The organism is Arthrobacter sp. ZGTC412, assembly GCF_002929215.1.
Lineage (GTDB): Bacteria > Actinomycetota > Actinomycetes > Actinomycetales > Micrococcaceae > Arthrobacter.
Window position 1 is genome coordinate 44,937 of record NZ_PJII01000004.1, and the last position, 14,079, is coordinate 59,015.

At 63.7% G+C, this 14,079-nt stretch carries 12 protein-coding genes; 7 read left to right on the plus strand and 5 right to left on the minus strand.

All coding sequences use genetic code 11. The annotated features are described in order from the left end of the window. Window positions 1–113 precede the first annotated feature (113 nt). The 3 genes from CXQ88_RS06940 to CXQ88_RS06950 form a co-directional block, all read right to left on the minus strand. Entirely contained in the window at window positions 114–1,628 is a 1,515-nt protein-coding gene (locus tag CXQ88_RS06940; RefSeq protein ID WP_104043441.1) for an APC family permease, read from the minus strand. Between the two features lie 217 nt (window positions 1,629–1,845). Beyond that, window positions 1,846–3,342 carry an aldehyde dehydrogenase family protein gene (locus tag CXQ88_RS06945; RefSeq protein WP_104043442.1) on the minus strand — a complete coding sequence of 499 codons (1,497 nt, stop codon included), beginning with the start codon at window positions 3,340–3,342 and terminating at the stop codon, window positions 1,846–1,848. 42 nt (window positions 3,343–3,384) lie between these two features. After that, a complete protein-coding gene (locus tag CXQ88_RS06950; protein WP_104043443.1) occupies window positions 3,385–3,912 on the minus strand; it encodes a hypothetical protein in 528 nt (175 codons plus the stop codon). A 120-nt stretch (window positions 3,913–4,032) separates the two neighbouring features. Here CXQ88_RS06950 and CXQ88_RS06955 point away from each other — a divergent pair, with 120 nt between their 5' ends. Then, the gene (locus CXQ88_RS06955) at window positions 4,033–6,069 is read left to right on the plus strand and encodes a primary-amine oxidase (RefSeq protein WP_258061711.1); all 2,037 of its coding nucleotides are present in this window, start codon (window positions 4,033–4,035) and stop codon (window positions 6,067–6,069) included. An 89-nt stretch (window positions 6,070–6,158) separates the two neighbouring features. After that, window positions 6,159–6,764, plus strand: coding sequence for a TetR/AcrR family transcriptional regulator (locus CXQ88_RS06960; RefSeq protein ID WP_104043444.1), 606 nt, complete (start codon window positions 6,159–6,161; stop codon window positions 6,762–6,764). Between the two features lie 50 nt (window positions 6,765–6,814). Here the strand turns inward: CXQ88_RS06960 and CXQ88_RS06965 are convergent, their stop codons facing one another. Further along, window positions 6,815–7,729, minus strand: a complete 915-nt coding sequence (locus CXQ88_RS06965; RefSeq protein ID WP_104043445.1) for a LysR substrate-binding domain-containing protein — start codon at window positions 7,727–7,729, stop codon at window positions 6,815–6,817. Between the two features lie 135 nt (window positions 7,730–7,864). Between CXQ88_RS06965 and CXQ88_RS06970 the strand changes: the two genes are divergently transcribed. Genes CXQ88_RS06970 through CXQ88_RS06985 form a run of 4 tightly spaced genes read left to right on the plus strand, consistent with a single transcriptional unit; the run spans window position 7,865 to window position 11,552 of the window. Beyond that, window positions 7,865–8,287 (plus strand): RidA family protein, encoded by a 423-nt coding sequence (locus CXQ88_RS06970; RefSeq protein ID WP_104043668.1) that lies wholly within the window; start codon window positions 7,865–7,867, stop codon window positions 8,285–8,287. Beyond that, window positions 8,284–8,955, plus strand: a complete 672-nt coding sequence (locus CXQ88_RS06975; protein WP_104043446.1) for a DUF1028 domain-containing protein — start codon at window positions 8,284–8,286, stop codon at window positions 8,953–8,955. Before CXQ88_RS06970 ends, CXQ88_RS06975 begins: the two co-directional genes overlap by 4 nt. A 10-nt stretch (window positions 8,956–8,965) precedes the next feature. Continuing rightward, window positions 8,966–10,102, plus strand: coding sequence for a M20 family metallopeptidase (locus CXQ88_RS06980; RefSeq protein WP_258061712.1), 1,137 nt, complete (start codon window positions 8,966–8,968; stop codon window positions 10,100–10,102). A gap of 31 nt (window positions 10,103–10,133) precedes the next feature. Continuing rightward, a complete protein-coding gene (locus CXQ88_RS06985; RefSeq protein ID WP_104043448.1) occupies window positions 10,134–11,552 on the plus strand; it encodes an aspartate ammonia-lyase in 1,419 nt (472 codons plus the stop codon). 161 nt (window positions 11,553–11,713) lie between these two features. On the opposite strand, the gene CXQ88_RS06990 is transcribed toward CXQ88_RS06985, so the two are convergent. Next, complete coding sequence (locus tag CXQ88_RS06990) at window positions 11,714–12,991, minus strand: flavin-containing monooxygenase (protein WP_104043449.1); 1,278 nt, start codon at window positions 12,989–12,991, stop codon at window positions 11,714–11,716. A gap of 653 nt (window positions 12,992–13,644) precedes the next feature. Between CXQ88_RS06990 and CXQ88_RS22245 the strand changes: the two genes are divergently transcribed. Continuing rightward, a complete protein-coding gene (locus tag CXQ88_RS22245; protein WP_258061713.1) occupies window positions 13,645–13,776 on the plus strand; it encodes a hypothetical protein in 132 nt (43 codons plus the stop codon). Window positions 13,777–14,079 lie beyond the last annotated feature (303 nt).

Genomic DNA, 14,079 nt, shown 5'->3' on the forward strand with positions numbered 1-14,079 from the left:
CGCATCCAATGGCGGTGTTCTCGGATTGCTGGCTGACAACCTTCGCAGAACACCGCCGCCGGGAGAAGTTCTTCAGGTGGTTCGGGCAGGATCCCTGCTCCGGCTAGTCAGCCTTAGGGCAGGAGGATTCCGGCATCCTCGACAGTGGCCCCCGGTGAGACGGCTTCACGTACTTTCCTGCCCCGGATATAGCCCACGATCCCCAGGGCAAGGATGGAGCCGAGGGTGCCAAGGGCGAAGGCTTCGAAGGTGAATTGCGAGACTCCCCAAGTCTCCTCGAAGTTGTATTCCAGGCCGAAGAGCATGTCCAGGGTTCCCGGGAAGATGGCCACCCAGGAGCCGATCAGGATCCAGGCGAAGCAGATGCAGCCGAGGACGCGGAATGTTGCGTCGGAGACGGGAACCTTGAAGGGCCGGTCAGCGAGCGGGTACTTGCTCCGCAGCTTCACAGCTGCGGGGATCGCCAGAAGGTAGCTGAGCAGGAAGGTTGAGATTGCGATGGACAGGACCACGCCGAACAGTGCGCTGCTGGTGCCGCTGAGCTGCATTGCTGCGAGCATGAACAGTGTGGCCACCACACCGGAGAGCGTGTTCACGCGGATCGGGGTTCCCAGCTTGGGATGGAAGCGGCCAAAGAACCCGCCAAAGAAGGATCCGTCCGCCGCAGCCATGGCCTGCATCCGGTCGCTGATGATCATCCATGCGGCCCCTTGGGAAACCAGGATGAAGCAGAAGACCACGGCTGAAACGGCAAGCATGGCCTCAGCGGCCGGGCCGAAGACTGAGTAGACCGTTGCCACGGCGCCGAAAAGCCCTCCAATCCCCGTGATCTCATCGAGAGGTACCACCAGCAGAATGGCCAGGATCGGAAGCAGGTAGCTGGCGGCCGCGATCATGGAGGAGCGGGCAATGGAGATGGGGACGTCCTTGGCTGGATTTTTCATCTCTCCTGCGGCGCTGTTGCCGGACTCGAAACCGAGGAAGGAAAAGAGCAGCAGAGGTGTGACGCCAAGGAAGCCGGCCAGGGTGGGTGAGAAGAAGCCAAGGTCCAGTCCGTTGAAACCGTGCTGGAGTCCATAGACCAGGGTGACGACGATGAAGAACGTCAGAAACAGGACCTTGAGGATGGCGCCGAGCGAGGGCAGCCACTTGCCGTGTTTCAGGCTGACGATGGCCGAGGTTACGGTGATCCAGATGAACAGCAACTTGAAGATGTAGTCACCGGCACTGCCGGCTTCCACGTGACCCACGTATTCTGACCACGTTTCCACGGCGACGAACGCCATGGCACCGCCCACCCACACGGGCTGCGTCACCCACGTAAAGAGGGACGTGATGGCGGCGGTCACCCGGCCGAAGGCCATCTTGGTCCAGACATAAACGCCGCCCTCTTCGGTGAAAGCGCCGCCAGTCTCGGCGAAGATGAGGCCATACGGCACCATGAAGGTGACAGCCAGGATGAGGGTCCAGGTGAAGGTCTCTCCGCCGAAACCGGAGACCTGCCCCAGGACTTCCACTGAGATGACGGCCGCGACCACCAGCAACAGGATGTCGAAGCGGCCGAGTGATTTCTGTAGATGCTTGCTTTGCTCCTGGGCAAGGCGTGTTGAGGCTACTTGCTGATCCATGATCGGTCCTTTGCTACTGCTTAAGTTTGCTACTGCGCAAAAAGGGTGGGTAGTGCAGTTGTCTCCATGACGACGAAAAGAAGGAACCGGTGCCGGCTCGCTTGCAGTGCTTGATGCTCGGGTCCGGTCCGCTGTGGAGATCAGCGTATGGGCGTGAAGTGGATCACGTAAAGCACCGAATGCAGATGGAGGTTATCGCTTTTTCCGATCGAGCTGGTCAGCCGAACTGGATCCAGGTGGTCTTCGTCGCCGTGTAGTTATCAAAGGCATGCAAGGACAGATCCCGGCCAAAACCGGACTGCTTGAAGCCGCCGAAGGGCGTGGTGTTGCCCAAGGCATCCACCGTGTTCACAGATACAGTTCCAGCAACCAAATCCCCTGCCACACGGTGCGCCCGGGACAGGTCCGAGGTCCACACGGAGGCCGCCAATCCGTAGTCCGTGGCATTAGCCAGCCGCACCGCCTCGTCCTCTTTGTCGAAGGCATGCAGCACGGCAACGGGCCCAAAGATCTCCTCCCGGTGAACGTCGTGCTCCGCCCCCAGCCCACCCAGCAGCGTCGGTTCCAGATACGCGTCGGAGCCGCGGATTTCACGCCGCTCACCGCCGAAAAGCACCTCACCTTCGGCCCGCCCGCGCTTGATCCAACCCTCAACGTCGTCCGTGTGCGCGCTGCTGATGAGGGCACCGTTGCCCCCTAACCCTGCGAGAGGATCAGCAGGCAGATAGCCCGCCGCAGCAGCGACAAGCAGCGCAGCAAACTCGTCATGGATCTCCCGCTGCACCAGGATGCGGGAATTCGCTGAGCACACCTGGCCCTGGTTGTAGAAGGCTCCGAAGGCCGCCTTGGCAGCCGCTGTGGCGAGATCGGCGGTATCGGCGAAAACAATGTTGGAACTCTTCCCGCCGGCTTCGAGGCTCAGCCGCTTCAGATTGCTGCGGCCGGACGCCTCCAGCAGGGTCCGCGACACGGCAGTGGAACCTGTAAACGCCAAGGCATCGACGTCCATATGGTGTGCCAGCGCGGCGCCCACCTCGCGGCCGGTCCCCGTCACAATATTCAGCACGCCATCGGGAAGGCCGGCCTCGGCGGCCAACTCGGCGAGCCGCAGGACGCTGAGTGACGTTTGCTCGGCGGGCTTGAGGACCACCGTGTTTCCGGCGGCGAGCGCCGGGGCAAGCTTCCACACCGCGATCTCAAGCGGAAAATTCCACGGCACGATGGCGGCGACCACTCCCAGGGGTTCACGGGTCACCAAGGCCGTCGCACCGGGCTGGACGGCGGGCATTTCCCCACTCTGCTTATCCGCCGCTTCCGCGTACCAGCGCAGGGTGGAGATGGCCCCGGGGACATCCACTGTGGTGGTCTGCAGGATCGGTTTGCCGCTGTCCAGGGTTTCGAGCAGTGCCAACTCGTCGGCATTTTGCTCCAGCAGTGCCGCCAGTGCCAGCAGCAGGCCCTTGCGCTTTTCCGCTCCCAGGCGGGACCACGAAGGAAAGGCCCGCCGGGCAGCTGCTACGGCAGCATCCGCGTCGTCAGGACTGCAAGCGGCCAGTTCAGCCAGGACGCGTCCGTCAACAGGACTCCAGGTGGGACGCACCCTTTGCCCGCCCGCGCTGGCGCGGCGGCCGCCGATAAACGACCGGCCGTCGATCGTCAACGCGTCTGCGCGCGCCTGCCAGTCGAAGGAAGTCAGGGTGGAGGTGGTGTTCATAGTGGCTCCTGGTTTTAGTTTCACTGGTTCAGTGCGTGGTGGTTAATGCACGACGGCGGCAGGGTCTGCGGCGCCGACGGTTGAGGGCGGTTGGACTGGGCCAGGTGGCCTCAGGCTTCGGCCCTCGCCGCGGCGGGTAAGGCGGAGGGCGGTCGAGGCAGCCAGCAGGCACAGCAGTTCGACTCCGATCAGGGCGGGCATTGCGCCGTCGTGGCCTGCGGATTCATAGGGGATCCTGCCGTTGTGGGCAACCTCTGCGGCCGCCCCGTGATGGCTCCCGGCTCCGGGTGCCACAAGCAGGACCAGATGGATGAGGACCATGGCGGCACTCATCGCCAGGAGATGGCCCGCGGCCCGTCCTGAGCAGATCCGTCCGGCCCGCATGGGAGTGGTGCACGCCAGGCAAGCAATTCCCATGGCTGCCATCCACCACGCCATCGCACCGGAGGGCCCGCTGGCGGCGGCCACCAGATGCGCGGTTGCGCTGACTGCCGCAGCCGCACCAACGAGGCCGGCAGGAATGAGCGCACGCTGGAGGCGCTCCGGCCGCAGGGCGACTTGCTGGTCCATAGTTCTCCTGGCTGCCCGGCGTCCCCGAAGTTGAGGACTTTACGCCCGGCCTGTGAAGTGGGTAACATCAAAGCGTTGGTTGAACAGTTGTACCACCAAAATTCGACTTCAGGAAGTGCCATGACCCTTCAGACGACTCCTCCGGCCCCGAAGACGCGGGCCCCGCAGGCGCAGGCCCCAAAGACGCAGGCCCCGCACATGCAGCATCCCCTCGCACAGCTCACCGCCGTCGAAATCCATGAAGCCCACCGAATCCTCGCCGAGGCGGGACTCGTCTCTGACACCACCCGCTTCGCCTACCTCGGACTGGTCGAACCGCCGAAATCGGCATTCCAGGCGGATGCTGCTCAAGCCGACCGCCAAGTCCGTGCCATGCTGTGGGACGCCGCACTGTCGCGCTCCCTCGACGTTCGCCTTTCCCTGGCCGCAGGGCTGGTAACCGATCAGCGCGAATTGGACCCCGCCGTCGACGGCCAACTGCCGGTCCTCCTGGAGGAGTTTGGGATCATCGAGGACATCCTGGCCGCCGACCCCCAGTGGAAGGCAGCACTGTCAAGCCGTGGGTTGGTCCCGGAGCAGGTGCGCGTCGCCCCGCTTTCCGCAGGCGTGTTCGAGTACGAAAATGAGGAGGGGAAGCGGCTTCTGCGTGGCCTCGGCTTCCGCCAGGACAACGCTGCGGACCACCCGTGGGCACACCCAATCGACGGCCTGGTCGCTTTCGTTGACGTGGAAAACCACCGGGTGGACCACCTGATCGACGACGGCCCGGTTCCCGTTCCGGACGTCAACGGCAACTACACGGACCCAGCCGTTCGTGGCGAGCTCCGCGCGGACCTAAAACCCATTGAGATCACCCAGCCTGAAGGCCCCAGCTTCACCCTCGACGGCAACCACCTTTCCTGGGCTGGCTGGGACCTGCGCGTGGGCTTCGATGCACGGGAAGGACTCGTCCTCCACCAGCTGCACCACACGCTCAAGGGTCGCAGGCGGCCGGTTGTCCACCGTGCGTCCATCTCCGAAATGGTGGTCCCCTACGGCGACCCCTCCCCCTACCGGAGCTGGCAGAACTACTTCGATTCCGGCGAGTACCTTGTGGGCCGGGACGCGAACTCGCTGAGGCTGGGCTGCGACTGCCTGGGTGACATTACGTACATGTCCCCCGTGGTTGCCGATGACTTCGGAAACCCGCGCACCATTGAGAACGCCATCTGCATCCACGAGGAAGACGCAGGAATCCTTTGGAAGCACACCGATGAGTGGGCCGGCTCCAATGAGGTCCGCCGCAACCGCCGCCTGGTGGTTTCCTTCTTCACCACCGTGGGCAACTACGACTACGGCTTCTACTGGTACCTCTACCTGGACGGCACCATCGAGTTCGAAGCGAAGGCCACCGGCATCGTGTTTACGGCAGCGCTCCCGGACAGGGCGTACCCCTACGCCTCGGAGATTGCTCCCGGCCTTGGCGCGCCGTACCACCAGCACCTCTTCAGCGCCCGGCTGGATATGATGATCGACGGCGACACGAACCGCGTAGAGGAATTGGACCTCGTGCGCCTCCCGAAGGGACCCGGAAACCCGCACGGCAACGCCTTCACGCAGAAGCGCACCCTGCTGGCCCGCGAGTCCGATGCAGTCCGGGACGCCGACGGAGCCAAGGGCCGCGCCTGGCACATCAGCAACCCGGATTCCCTGAACCGCCTGGGCCACCCGGTGGGCTACACGCTCTACCCGGAGGGCAACCCGACCCTTGCCATGGCGGATGACTCCTCGATCGCCTCCCGGGCGGCCTTCGCACGGCACCACCTCTGGGTCACACGGCACGCCGAGGATGAGCTCTACGCCGCCGGCGACTTCGTCAACCAGCACCCGGGCGGCGCCGGGCTCCCCGCGTATGTGGCACAGGACCGCGACATCGACGGCCAGGACCTCGTGGTCTGGCACTCATTCGGCCTGACCCACTTCCCCCGCCCCGAAGACTGGCCCATCATGCCCGTGGACACAACCGGCTTCACCCTGAAGCCACATGGCTTCTTCGACGAAAACCCCACGTTGAACGTGCCGTCATCCGCCAGCGGTCACTGTGCTTCCGAAAGCCAAACGGCGGGTACCGCCCACCCCGGGACGGCAGGCCGCGGGACGGGCATCTGCGGACACTAACCCTTCCCTGCCGCGGGGGCGCACAGCCGCGTCCCCGCGGTGGTAGGGTGCGGTCCGAGCCACCAACCGTCCGCAACCGAAGGAGCCGCATGCCCCGCTTGGTAGACCACCAGGAACGGCGCCGTTCGATCATCGAGACGACGTGGCGGCTGATCGCCGGAGAGGGGATCGAGAATGCCAGCATGCGCGATATCGCACGGGAATGCGGCTACGCGGCCCCCGGGGTTCTGGCGCACTATTTCCCCAACAAGGACGCCTTGCTGCTGGCCTCCTACGAGCTGATCTGCGAGCGCACCAACGAACGTATTGCGGCGGGCACGGCTGGCCGGCGCGGCCTTTCGGCACTGCGCAGCCTGTGCCTGGAAATCATCCCCGCCGATCCCCTCACCATGGTTGAAGCCCGTGTGGCGGTCTCCTTCTGGCAGCGGGCGCAGACGGAGGATGCGCTCCGTGCCGTGGGCCGCGATGCCCTGCTGCACTGGCGCGGCCTGATGATGGGCTTCCTCGCGCAAGCGGAGTACGACGGCGAATGCGATCCGTTGACGGACCCGGACGCAGTCGCCGACGAACTCCTGAACATCATGATGGGCCTGCACGTCACGGCCATGCTGGACCCGGACGCGGTCACCGGTTCACGGCAGCGCCACCTCGTGGAGCGCGCACTGGCAAGGCTCGCGACGGAAAAACGCCCGTAGTCCTGCTTCTGCTTTCTTTCATACTCAGACAGCGTCCGGGCTACTGGGGCCTAGCCACGTGCTGCCCGGGCGGCTACGACCTGCTGCCGCACTGCTTGGGCCACGGCACGCACCCGGGCCGTGGGACGGTGGGACTTCAGGTGGGCAAGAACCGTCTTCAGCTCCGGCACGTCATCGCGGATTTCGACGGCGGCGAGCTTGCCGCCGTCGTAGGTGAACTGGTGCTGGGGGCGTTGGTGAAGAATCGAATACCCCAGTCCCCGCGCCACGAACGTCCGCACCGTTTCATAGCTTCCCGAGCGGAACCTCACATCGGGTTCCTGGCCGCCCAGCCGGGCGATGGAGAGCATCAGGTCCCTTGTATGCGGCAGGTCCAGCAGCACAAAGGACTCATCCTTGAGCGCGGATAGGGACACTTTTTTCGACCCGGCGAGCTTGTGCCCGGGCGGTAGTGCCACGTATGGCCGGACAGTGTCCACGACGGAGCGCGCGATCACGTCCGGCAGGTCCAGGTCATAGCAGAGGGCCAGGTCCGCCTGGCCGCTCAGCAGAGCAGCGATGCAGCCTGAGGTGTCAGTTTCAAGCACTTCGGTTTCGAGGGCAGGGTGGTCCTCGCGCAATTTGGTCAGGACGCCGGGAAGCAGGAAGGGAGCCAGCGTACTGAAGCACGCAATGCGAATGCGCCCTGAGACACTCTGGTGCTCGCCGCGGGCGTGATCGATGCTCTCTTCCACCTGCGCCAGGATGGCCTGCGCATCGCGGACGAACAGTTCCCCGGCCGGCGTCAGCACCAGCCCCTTGGACCGCTGCCGGATGAAGAATTGGGTGCCCACATGGCGCTCAAGTTGCGCAATGGCTGCCGACACGGCGGACTGCGCCACATTCAGGCGGGCCGCTGCCCCCGTCATTGACAGCTGTGCTGCCGCTTCCACGAAGTAGCGCAACTGGGTCAGTGTCACATCCATGCCAAAGAGACTACACCTTCATCAGATTCGCCGATGCAATCGTTCTGAAAGAACTGTTGGACAGATTCAAGGGAGGCCCGGAAGCTGAAGGATACGAGCAACAGCTTGAACCACGAATCGAAAGGCAGCAGCCAAGTGAAGCACCAGCGCATCCGCACGTTCAATACAAAGGACACCTATCCAGAGCAAAACCTGGACAACGATCTCTGCCAGGCCGTGGTTGCCAACGGCGTGGTCTACCTGCGCGGCCAGATCGGGCAGGACCTGGAAACGCGGGAATCGGTGGGTATCGGCGATGTGGAAGCCCAGACGGAGAAGGCCATGGCCAACATCGACATGCTGCTTAAGGAAGCCGGGGGCAGCCTCGAGGACATCGTCAAGGTGACGGTCTATCTCGTCGATCCGCGCTACCGTGAAACCGTCTACCGCACCATGGGCCAGTGGCTCAAGGGCGTGTTCCCCGTATCCACCGGAATCGTTGTCCAGGCTCTCGCGCGTCCGGAGTGGCTTGTGGAAATAGACGCCACCGCCGTGCTCTCAACGGAGGGACAGCAGTGACCTTCAGTATCGCCGCCACGGACGGGCAAGGACGATTCGGCATCGCTGTTTCATCTTCCTCCCCGGCCGTTGCCGCACGGTGTGTGCACCTGCGTGACGGAATCGGTGCCGTCAGTTCCCAAAACATCACCGACCCCCGGCTGGGTGCCGCGCTCCTTGACCGCCTGCAAGCCGGCTATTCCGCCCAAGAAGCCATCGCCGCCGTCGTCCATGAATCACCAGCGGTGGATTACCGGCAGTTGGTGGTGCTGGATGCAGAGCGGAGTTCCGCTGTTTTCAGTGGTGCGCACACACTGGGCATTTCCGGCGAGGGCCGCAGCGCAAACAGCGTAGCCGCAGGCAATATGCTCGCTGATCCCGCTGTCGCCCAGGCACTGTGTGACGGCTTTGAAGCAACGGCAGGAGAGCTCGAAGTCCGGCTCCTGGCCGCCCTCCGCGCAGCGGAGGCCGCTGGCGGCGAGGCCGGCCCTGTCCGCTCCGCCGGCATCTCGGTGGTTTCCGGTCACGGGTGGCGCGACACTGACCTGCGCGTGGACTGGCATGAAGACCCGATCGCGGAGCTCGGGCAACTGCTGGAAGTCTGGCTGCCGCAGCGCCAGGACTATGTCATCCGCGGGCTCGATCCCGCAGCTTCGGTGGGATACGGGGTACCCGGCGATGCACGTTGAGCAGCCAGGCATGGTGAGTCCGGCCCGTCGGCGTGCCAAGGTGCTCGGCACCGTTGCCGCCGAACACCAAGACCTGGTCCAACTGTCCGAGACACTCCACGCCAACCCAGAGCTCGGCTGGCAGGAACACCGCGCCGCCGCCTGGACGGCCGAGTACCTTGAACGGCGTGGTTTCGAGGTTGAACGGGAGTACCTGGGGTTCCCCACGGCCATCCGGGCAGTCCTTGGAAAGGGCACCCGCCGTATCGGCCTCATGGCAGAGTATGACGCCCTTCCTGGCCTGGGCCACGCGTGCGGCCACAACATCATCACCGCTATCGCCTGCGGCGCGGCCCTGGCGCTGGCAGAGTTCACGGCCGAGCATGACCTGACTGTCGAGGTCTACGGAACCCCGGCGGAGGAAGGCGGCGGAGGGAAGATCGAACTGCTCAAAAAGGGGGCGTTCCTGGGTCTGGACCTGGCCATGATGGCACACCCCAGCCCGGTGGATTCCGCTGAAGCACGCCCGTACGCCGTGGCCCACAGCCACGTGGAATACCGGGGCAAATCAGCCCATGCTGCTGCGTATCCGGATCAAGGCGTCAATGCAAACGATGCTTTCATCATTGCCCAGGTGGCACTGGGTTTGCTCCGGCAGCAGTTGCCTGCAGGAACCCGCATCCACGGCATCCAAACGCGCGGCGGTGAAGCGCCCAATGCCATACCCGAAAAGACCGAGGGCCGCTGGTACGTCCGCGCCGAATCACTTGCACAGCTGGAAAAGCTGGAAGAGCGTGTCCAGCGGTGCTTCGAAGCCGGGGCCCTGGCTTCGGGCTCGGAACTGTCCATCACACCGGAGTCGGAACCCTATTCGGAGTTCCGTACTGACTTGCGGGCTTTGGAACTGTATGTCCTGAATGCCGAGTCCCTCGGCCGCGACTTTAACGCACCACCGGAACAGGCCACCATGAACCGGGCATCAACAGACATGGGCAATGTGTCCCAGGTGGTTCCGGCCATCCACCCCTACATCGGGCTCGGCTGCTTCCCCGCCGCCAACCACCAGCCCGAGTTCGCCGCCCACTGCATCGGCGAAGCAGCAAACCGTGCCATTTACGACGGCGCAGCCGCCCTGGCCCTCACCGCCTTGGACTACCTGGCAGAGTAGCCAGGCTGTTCCCCAAACCAGAAACAGGACCATGACAGATCAACCTTCGGCTCCCGTCGCATCTGTGCGGCGGGAGCATGACAGTCTCGGGGACAAGGATGTCCCCGCGGAAGCCTATTGGGGCATCAGCACCATGCGGGCAGTAGACAACTTCCCCGTCAGCGGACGGACCATCGGCACCCTGCGTTCCCTGCTGTGGGCCCTGGGTGCCGTGAAGTATGCGGCGGCCCGCGCCAATGAAGGCCTCGGCCTCCTCGAACCCGGCAAATCCGCAGCCATTCAGAAGGCCGCACGGGAGGTCATGGACGGGCTGCTGGACACGCAGTTCGTCGTGGACACCATCCAGGGCGGCGCGGGGACCAGCACCAACATGAACGCGAACGAGGTCATCGCAAACCGCGCCCTCGAACTACTCGGTAATGTGAAGGGCGACTACGCCGCCCTGCACCCGATAGACGACGTCAACCGCAGCCAGTCAACCAACGACGTGTACCCAACAGCCATCAAGATCGCACTCCAGCGGGAAATCACTAGACTGTGCGCAGAGCACGGCAGGCTTATCAAAGCCTTCGATGCAAAGGCAGCCGAGTTCGACGGGATCATCAAGGTGGGCCGCACCCAGCTCCAGGACGCGGTGCCCATGACTTTGGGGCAAGAGTTCGGCGCCTTTGCCGAGACCCTGCGTGAGGACAGCAGCCGCCTGCTCGAACTCCTGCCGCACCTCAGTGAATCAAACCTTGGGGCGACGGCCATCGGAACCGGCATTACGGCACCTTCCCGGTACCGGGAAGCCGTCATCCGTGAGCTGAACGCGGTCACAGGGTTGGAGCTCAGCTCGGCGGGCAACCTCGTGGAAGCCACCAGTGACACAGGCGTGTTTATGCTCGTATCCGGGGTGCTGAAGAGGGCCGCCGTGAAACTCTCAAAGATCTGCAATGACCTGCGTTTGCTCTCCTCCGGTCCGCAGACGGGCTTCGGTGAGATCTTCCTGCCAGCGGTACAGGCGGGATCATCCATCATGCCTGGCAAGGTCAACCCGGTCATCCCCGAGATGGTCAACCAAGTGGCCTTCCGTGTCATCGGTGCAGACGCGACTGTCACCATGGCAGTGGAGGGCGGTCAACTCCAGCTCAACGCCTTCGAGCCGGTCATCGCCGATTCCCTCCTCGAGTCGATAGCCTGGCTCACTGTTGCGTGCCGCCAGCTGAGGACCCACTGCGTGGATGGCATCACGGCGAACATTCAGATGCTGCAGCAACGCATGGCTGATTCCATCAGTGTGGTCACCGGCTTGGCTCCTATAATCGGCTACTCTGCGGCAGCCGAACTCGCCAAGGAGGCCCTGGCCACGAACCGGAGCATCGCAGAACTAGTCATGGTGCGGGGCCTGCTGGGCCAGCAGGAAATGGAGGCCGCCCTTTCCGCGCGGTCCCTGGCTGGGCTCGGCTAAAGCTCGTCCACACGAGTCTCAGGAATATGGCTCGACGGCGGCACTTTACGCAAGTGCCGCCGTCGGGCCTTTTCATGCAAGCGTTGGGCAGAGCGACGCAACGAAGGGGACCATGCAACGGCATGATCCCCTTCGCTTGTTATTGCGCCTTGCGCATGAGCTCAAATCGCGCCGCTGGCCACCAAGGCGTCCTGCTCGTTGTGGGCGAGGTAGCTTCGCTGGATAGCGATCTGGTCAGCCACGTACTTGGCGTCGTGCCAGACGCCCCAGATGAAGCTGGAGCCGCGGCGCGACTGCCACGGCAATCCCAGGAAGTAGATACCCGGTTCAGTGGAAACACCGCGCTGCTGGCGGGGCTTGCCTTTCTCGTCGAAGGCGTCCACCTCCAGCCAGCCGTAATCGGTGGCGAAGCCAGTAGCCCAGACGATCGAGGTAACTCCGGCGCCGGCCAGGTCAAGCTCGAGGACGGGGTTGGTGACGGTCTCCGGGTCAGGCCGCAGGATGCGGGCTTCAGGCTCTTTGGGGAGATCCAGGCCATTACGTTCGACGTAGGCGTCGGCCTCGTCGAGCAACTCCAGGTAGTGGGCGTCGCCGTTCGCGATGTTCTCGCGGAGATCCGAGGCGAAGCGCATGGTGCCGGCGTCGAATGCCATGGTCCGTCCGACGAGCTTTATGCCGTTCTCAGCCAGCTCCCGGAAGTCCACCGTGTGGCCGCCGTCTGCGCCGCTCACGGCGATGGTTACATGCTCTGCGCCCTGCGGGGGTGTGGAGGCGTCCCACTTACCGAGCACACCGAGCCACCAACAAAAGTCCCGGCCACGGTAGCTGCGCGGCGGCCGGTCATGCGGCCCGACGGAGAGAAAAACTTGCCGGCCCGAGCGCTGGATTTCGGCTGCGATCTGCACGCCGGAGGAGCCTGCCCCCACCACGAGCACGGCACCCTCCGGAAGCTGGGCCGGGTTTCGATACGTGCTGGAGTGGATCTGCACAAGCTGCGCAGTTTCAGGAACGACAGCGGGGATGACAGGCTTTTGGAACGGGCCGGTTGCAGCGACAACGTAGCGGGCGTTGAAGTCGCCGTCAGTCGTCTGCACATGGAAGCCCGGGGCACCGACGTTCTTCCGAACAGAAGTAACCTCAACGCCGCAGCGGATTGGAGCACCAATCTTCTCTGCATAGGCGGCAAAGTAATTCGCTACCTGTTCCTTGGAAGGGAACCCACCCGGTTCCACGCCCGTGAAATCCAAGCCTGGGAAACGGTCATGCCAGGCGGGCCCATTCGCTACGAGGGAATCCCACCGCATCGAGCGCCACCGCTCGGCAATACGGTCCCGCTCCAGAACCAGATGCGATATTCCGCGTTCACTCAGATGCTCGCTCATCGCTACGCCGGCTTGGCCCGCGCCGACGACGAGGACTTCAACCTCTTGGCTTGACATGTGATCTCCTATTCCGGCAAATCGCCGCAGCGCTCACTGACGGGCGCGCTACCAAAAAGATGGCGTCCGTCGCCGCTCCCTTCCTTGGGAAATTCGGCTGAACTACTGGTGCTGCGGCGCATTTCTGTGGATGAATAACTTCATTCTCACGCGTGCCACTGCATCTGCATAGCTCATAAATTTGAGCAATCACATCTGAAAATTCGATTTGCACTGGAACTGCGCCTGTGTGAGCGAGGGCGGAGAAGCTTGACGCAACGCCTTCCAGTACCTCGACCTGAGCTTCTCCGCCGCCGTCGGTTTCGTGGCGAACCACCACCACCGAGACCGCCCGGAGCCCACGGTCCGCCGCAGAAGGACCTATCCCTGCCCGGCAATGGAACTCCCGAAAGCTCTGGGACATCCCAACTACGCAGCCATAATCCTGGTCAGCCTCGTGTGCCTTGTGCCGCTCGCGGTTATGCTGCGCATCGCAGTCACACCCCAGATCGACTGGCGCCAGATGCCCATCGATTGGCTACAGGCTGCCGACTGGACCGCCTTCGAGCGCGTTCTGGGCAGCACCTTCCCCCGCGCATTGCTCAACAGCTTTCTCATCGCCTTGATCACCACGGCCATCGTCGTCGTGCTGTCCCCTATGGGAGGCCACGCGCTTGCCGGGGATGAAGGGCAAGCACAAGGACCGCTTCCTCTTCCTCGTCATGAGCACACGCATGGGACCTGCTGTGGTCTTCGCGCTGCCGATCTATCTCCTGGCAGCAGGCGCAGGCCTCATCGATACGTAAGCTGGAATTATCGCCGTCTACATCGTCTACAACCTGGCCTTCGGCATCTGGATGATGCACGGCTTCTTCCTGGACATCCCCTCCGAGGTCGAAGAGGCTGGCCTGGTGGACGGGCGGGTCGATGTTCGCCGCAAGCACCCTCGGCATCCTGCCTCCCGTCATCTTCGGCATTCTGACCCGGAAGTGGCTGGGGAAGGGACTCTCCGGAGGCCTCGTTGACTGAGTGGGTGCCTGTAAATAAGTTCGGTGCCGGCGGCAAGGGCCAAATTGCCCGCCCACTGGCGTTGTACGGGTGGTACAGGT

Bases quoted from the DNA above. Each gene is read 5' to 3' on its own strand.
- CXQ88_RS06940 (WP_104043441.1), bottom strand. From the start codon at position 1,628: ATGGATCAGCAAGTAGCCTCAACACGCCTTGCCCAGGAGCAAAGCAAG.
- CXQ88_RS06950 (WP_104043443.1), bottom strand. From the start codon at position 3,912: ATGGACCAGCAAGTCGCCCTGCGGCCGGAGCGCCTCCAGCGTGCGCTC.
- CXQ88_RS06960 (WP_104043444.1), top strand. From the start codon at position 6,159: ATGCCCCGCTTGGTAGACCACCAGGAACGGCGCCGTTCGATCATCGAG.
- CXQ88_RS06990 (WP_104043449.1), bottom strand. From the start codon at position 12,991: ATGTCAAGCCAAGAGGTTGAAGTCCTCGTCGTCGGCGCGGGCCAAGCC.
- CXQ88_RS06965 (WP_104043445.1), bottom strand. From the start codon at position 7,729: ATGGATGTGACACTGACCCAGTTGCGCTACTTCGTGGAAGCGGCAGCA.
- CXQ88_RS06985 (WP_104043448.1), top strand. From the start codon at position 10,134: ATGACAGATCAACCTTCGGCTCCCGTCGCATCTGTGCGGCGGGAGCAT.
- CXQ88_RS06980 (WP_258061712.1), top strand. From the start codon at position 8,966: ATGGTGAGTCCGGCCCGTCGGCGTGCCAAGGTGCTCGGCACCGTTGCC.
- CXQ88_RS06945 (WP_104043442.1), bottom strand. From the start codon at position 3,342: ATGAACACCACCTCCACCCTGACTTCCTTCGACTGGCAGGCGCGCGCA.
- CXQ88_RS06955 (WP_258061711.1), top strand. From the start codon at position 4,033: ATGACCCTTCAGACGACTCCTCCGGCCCCGAAGACGCGGGCCCCGCAG.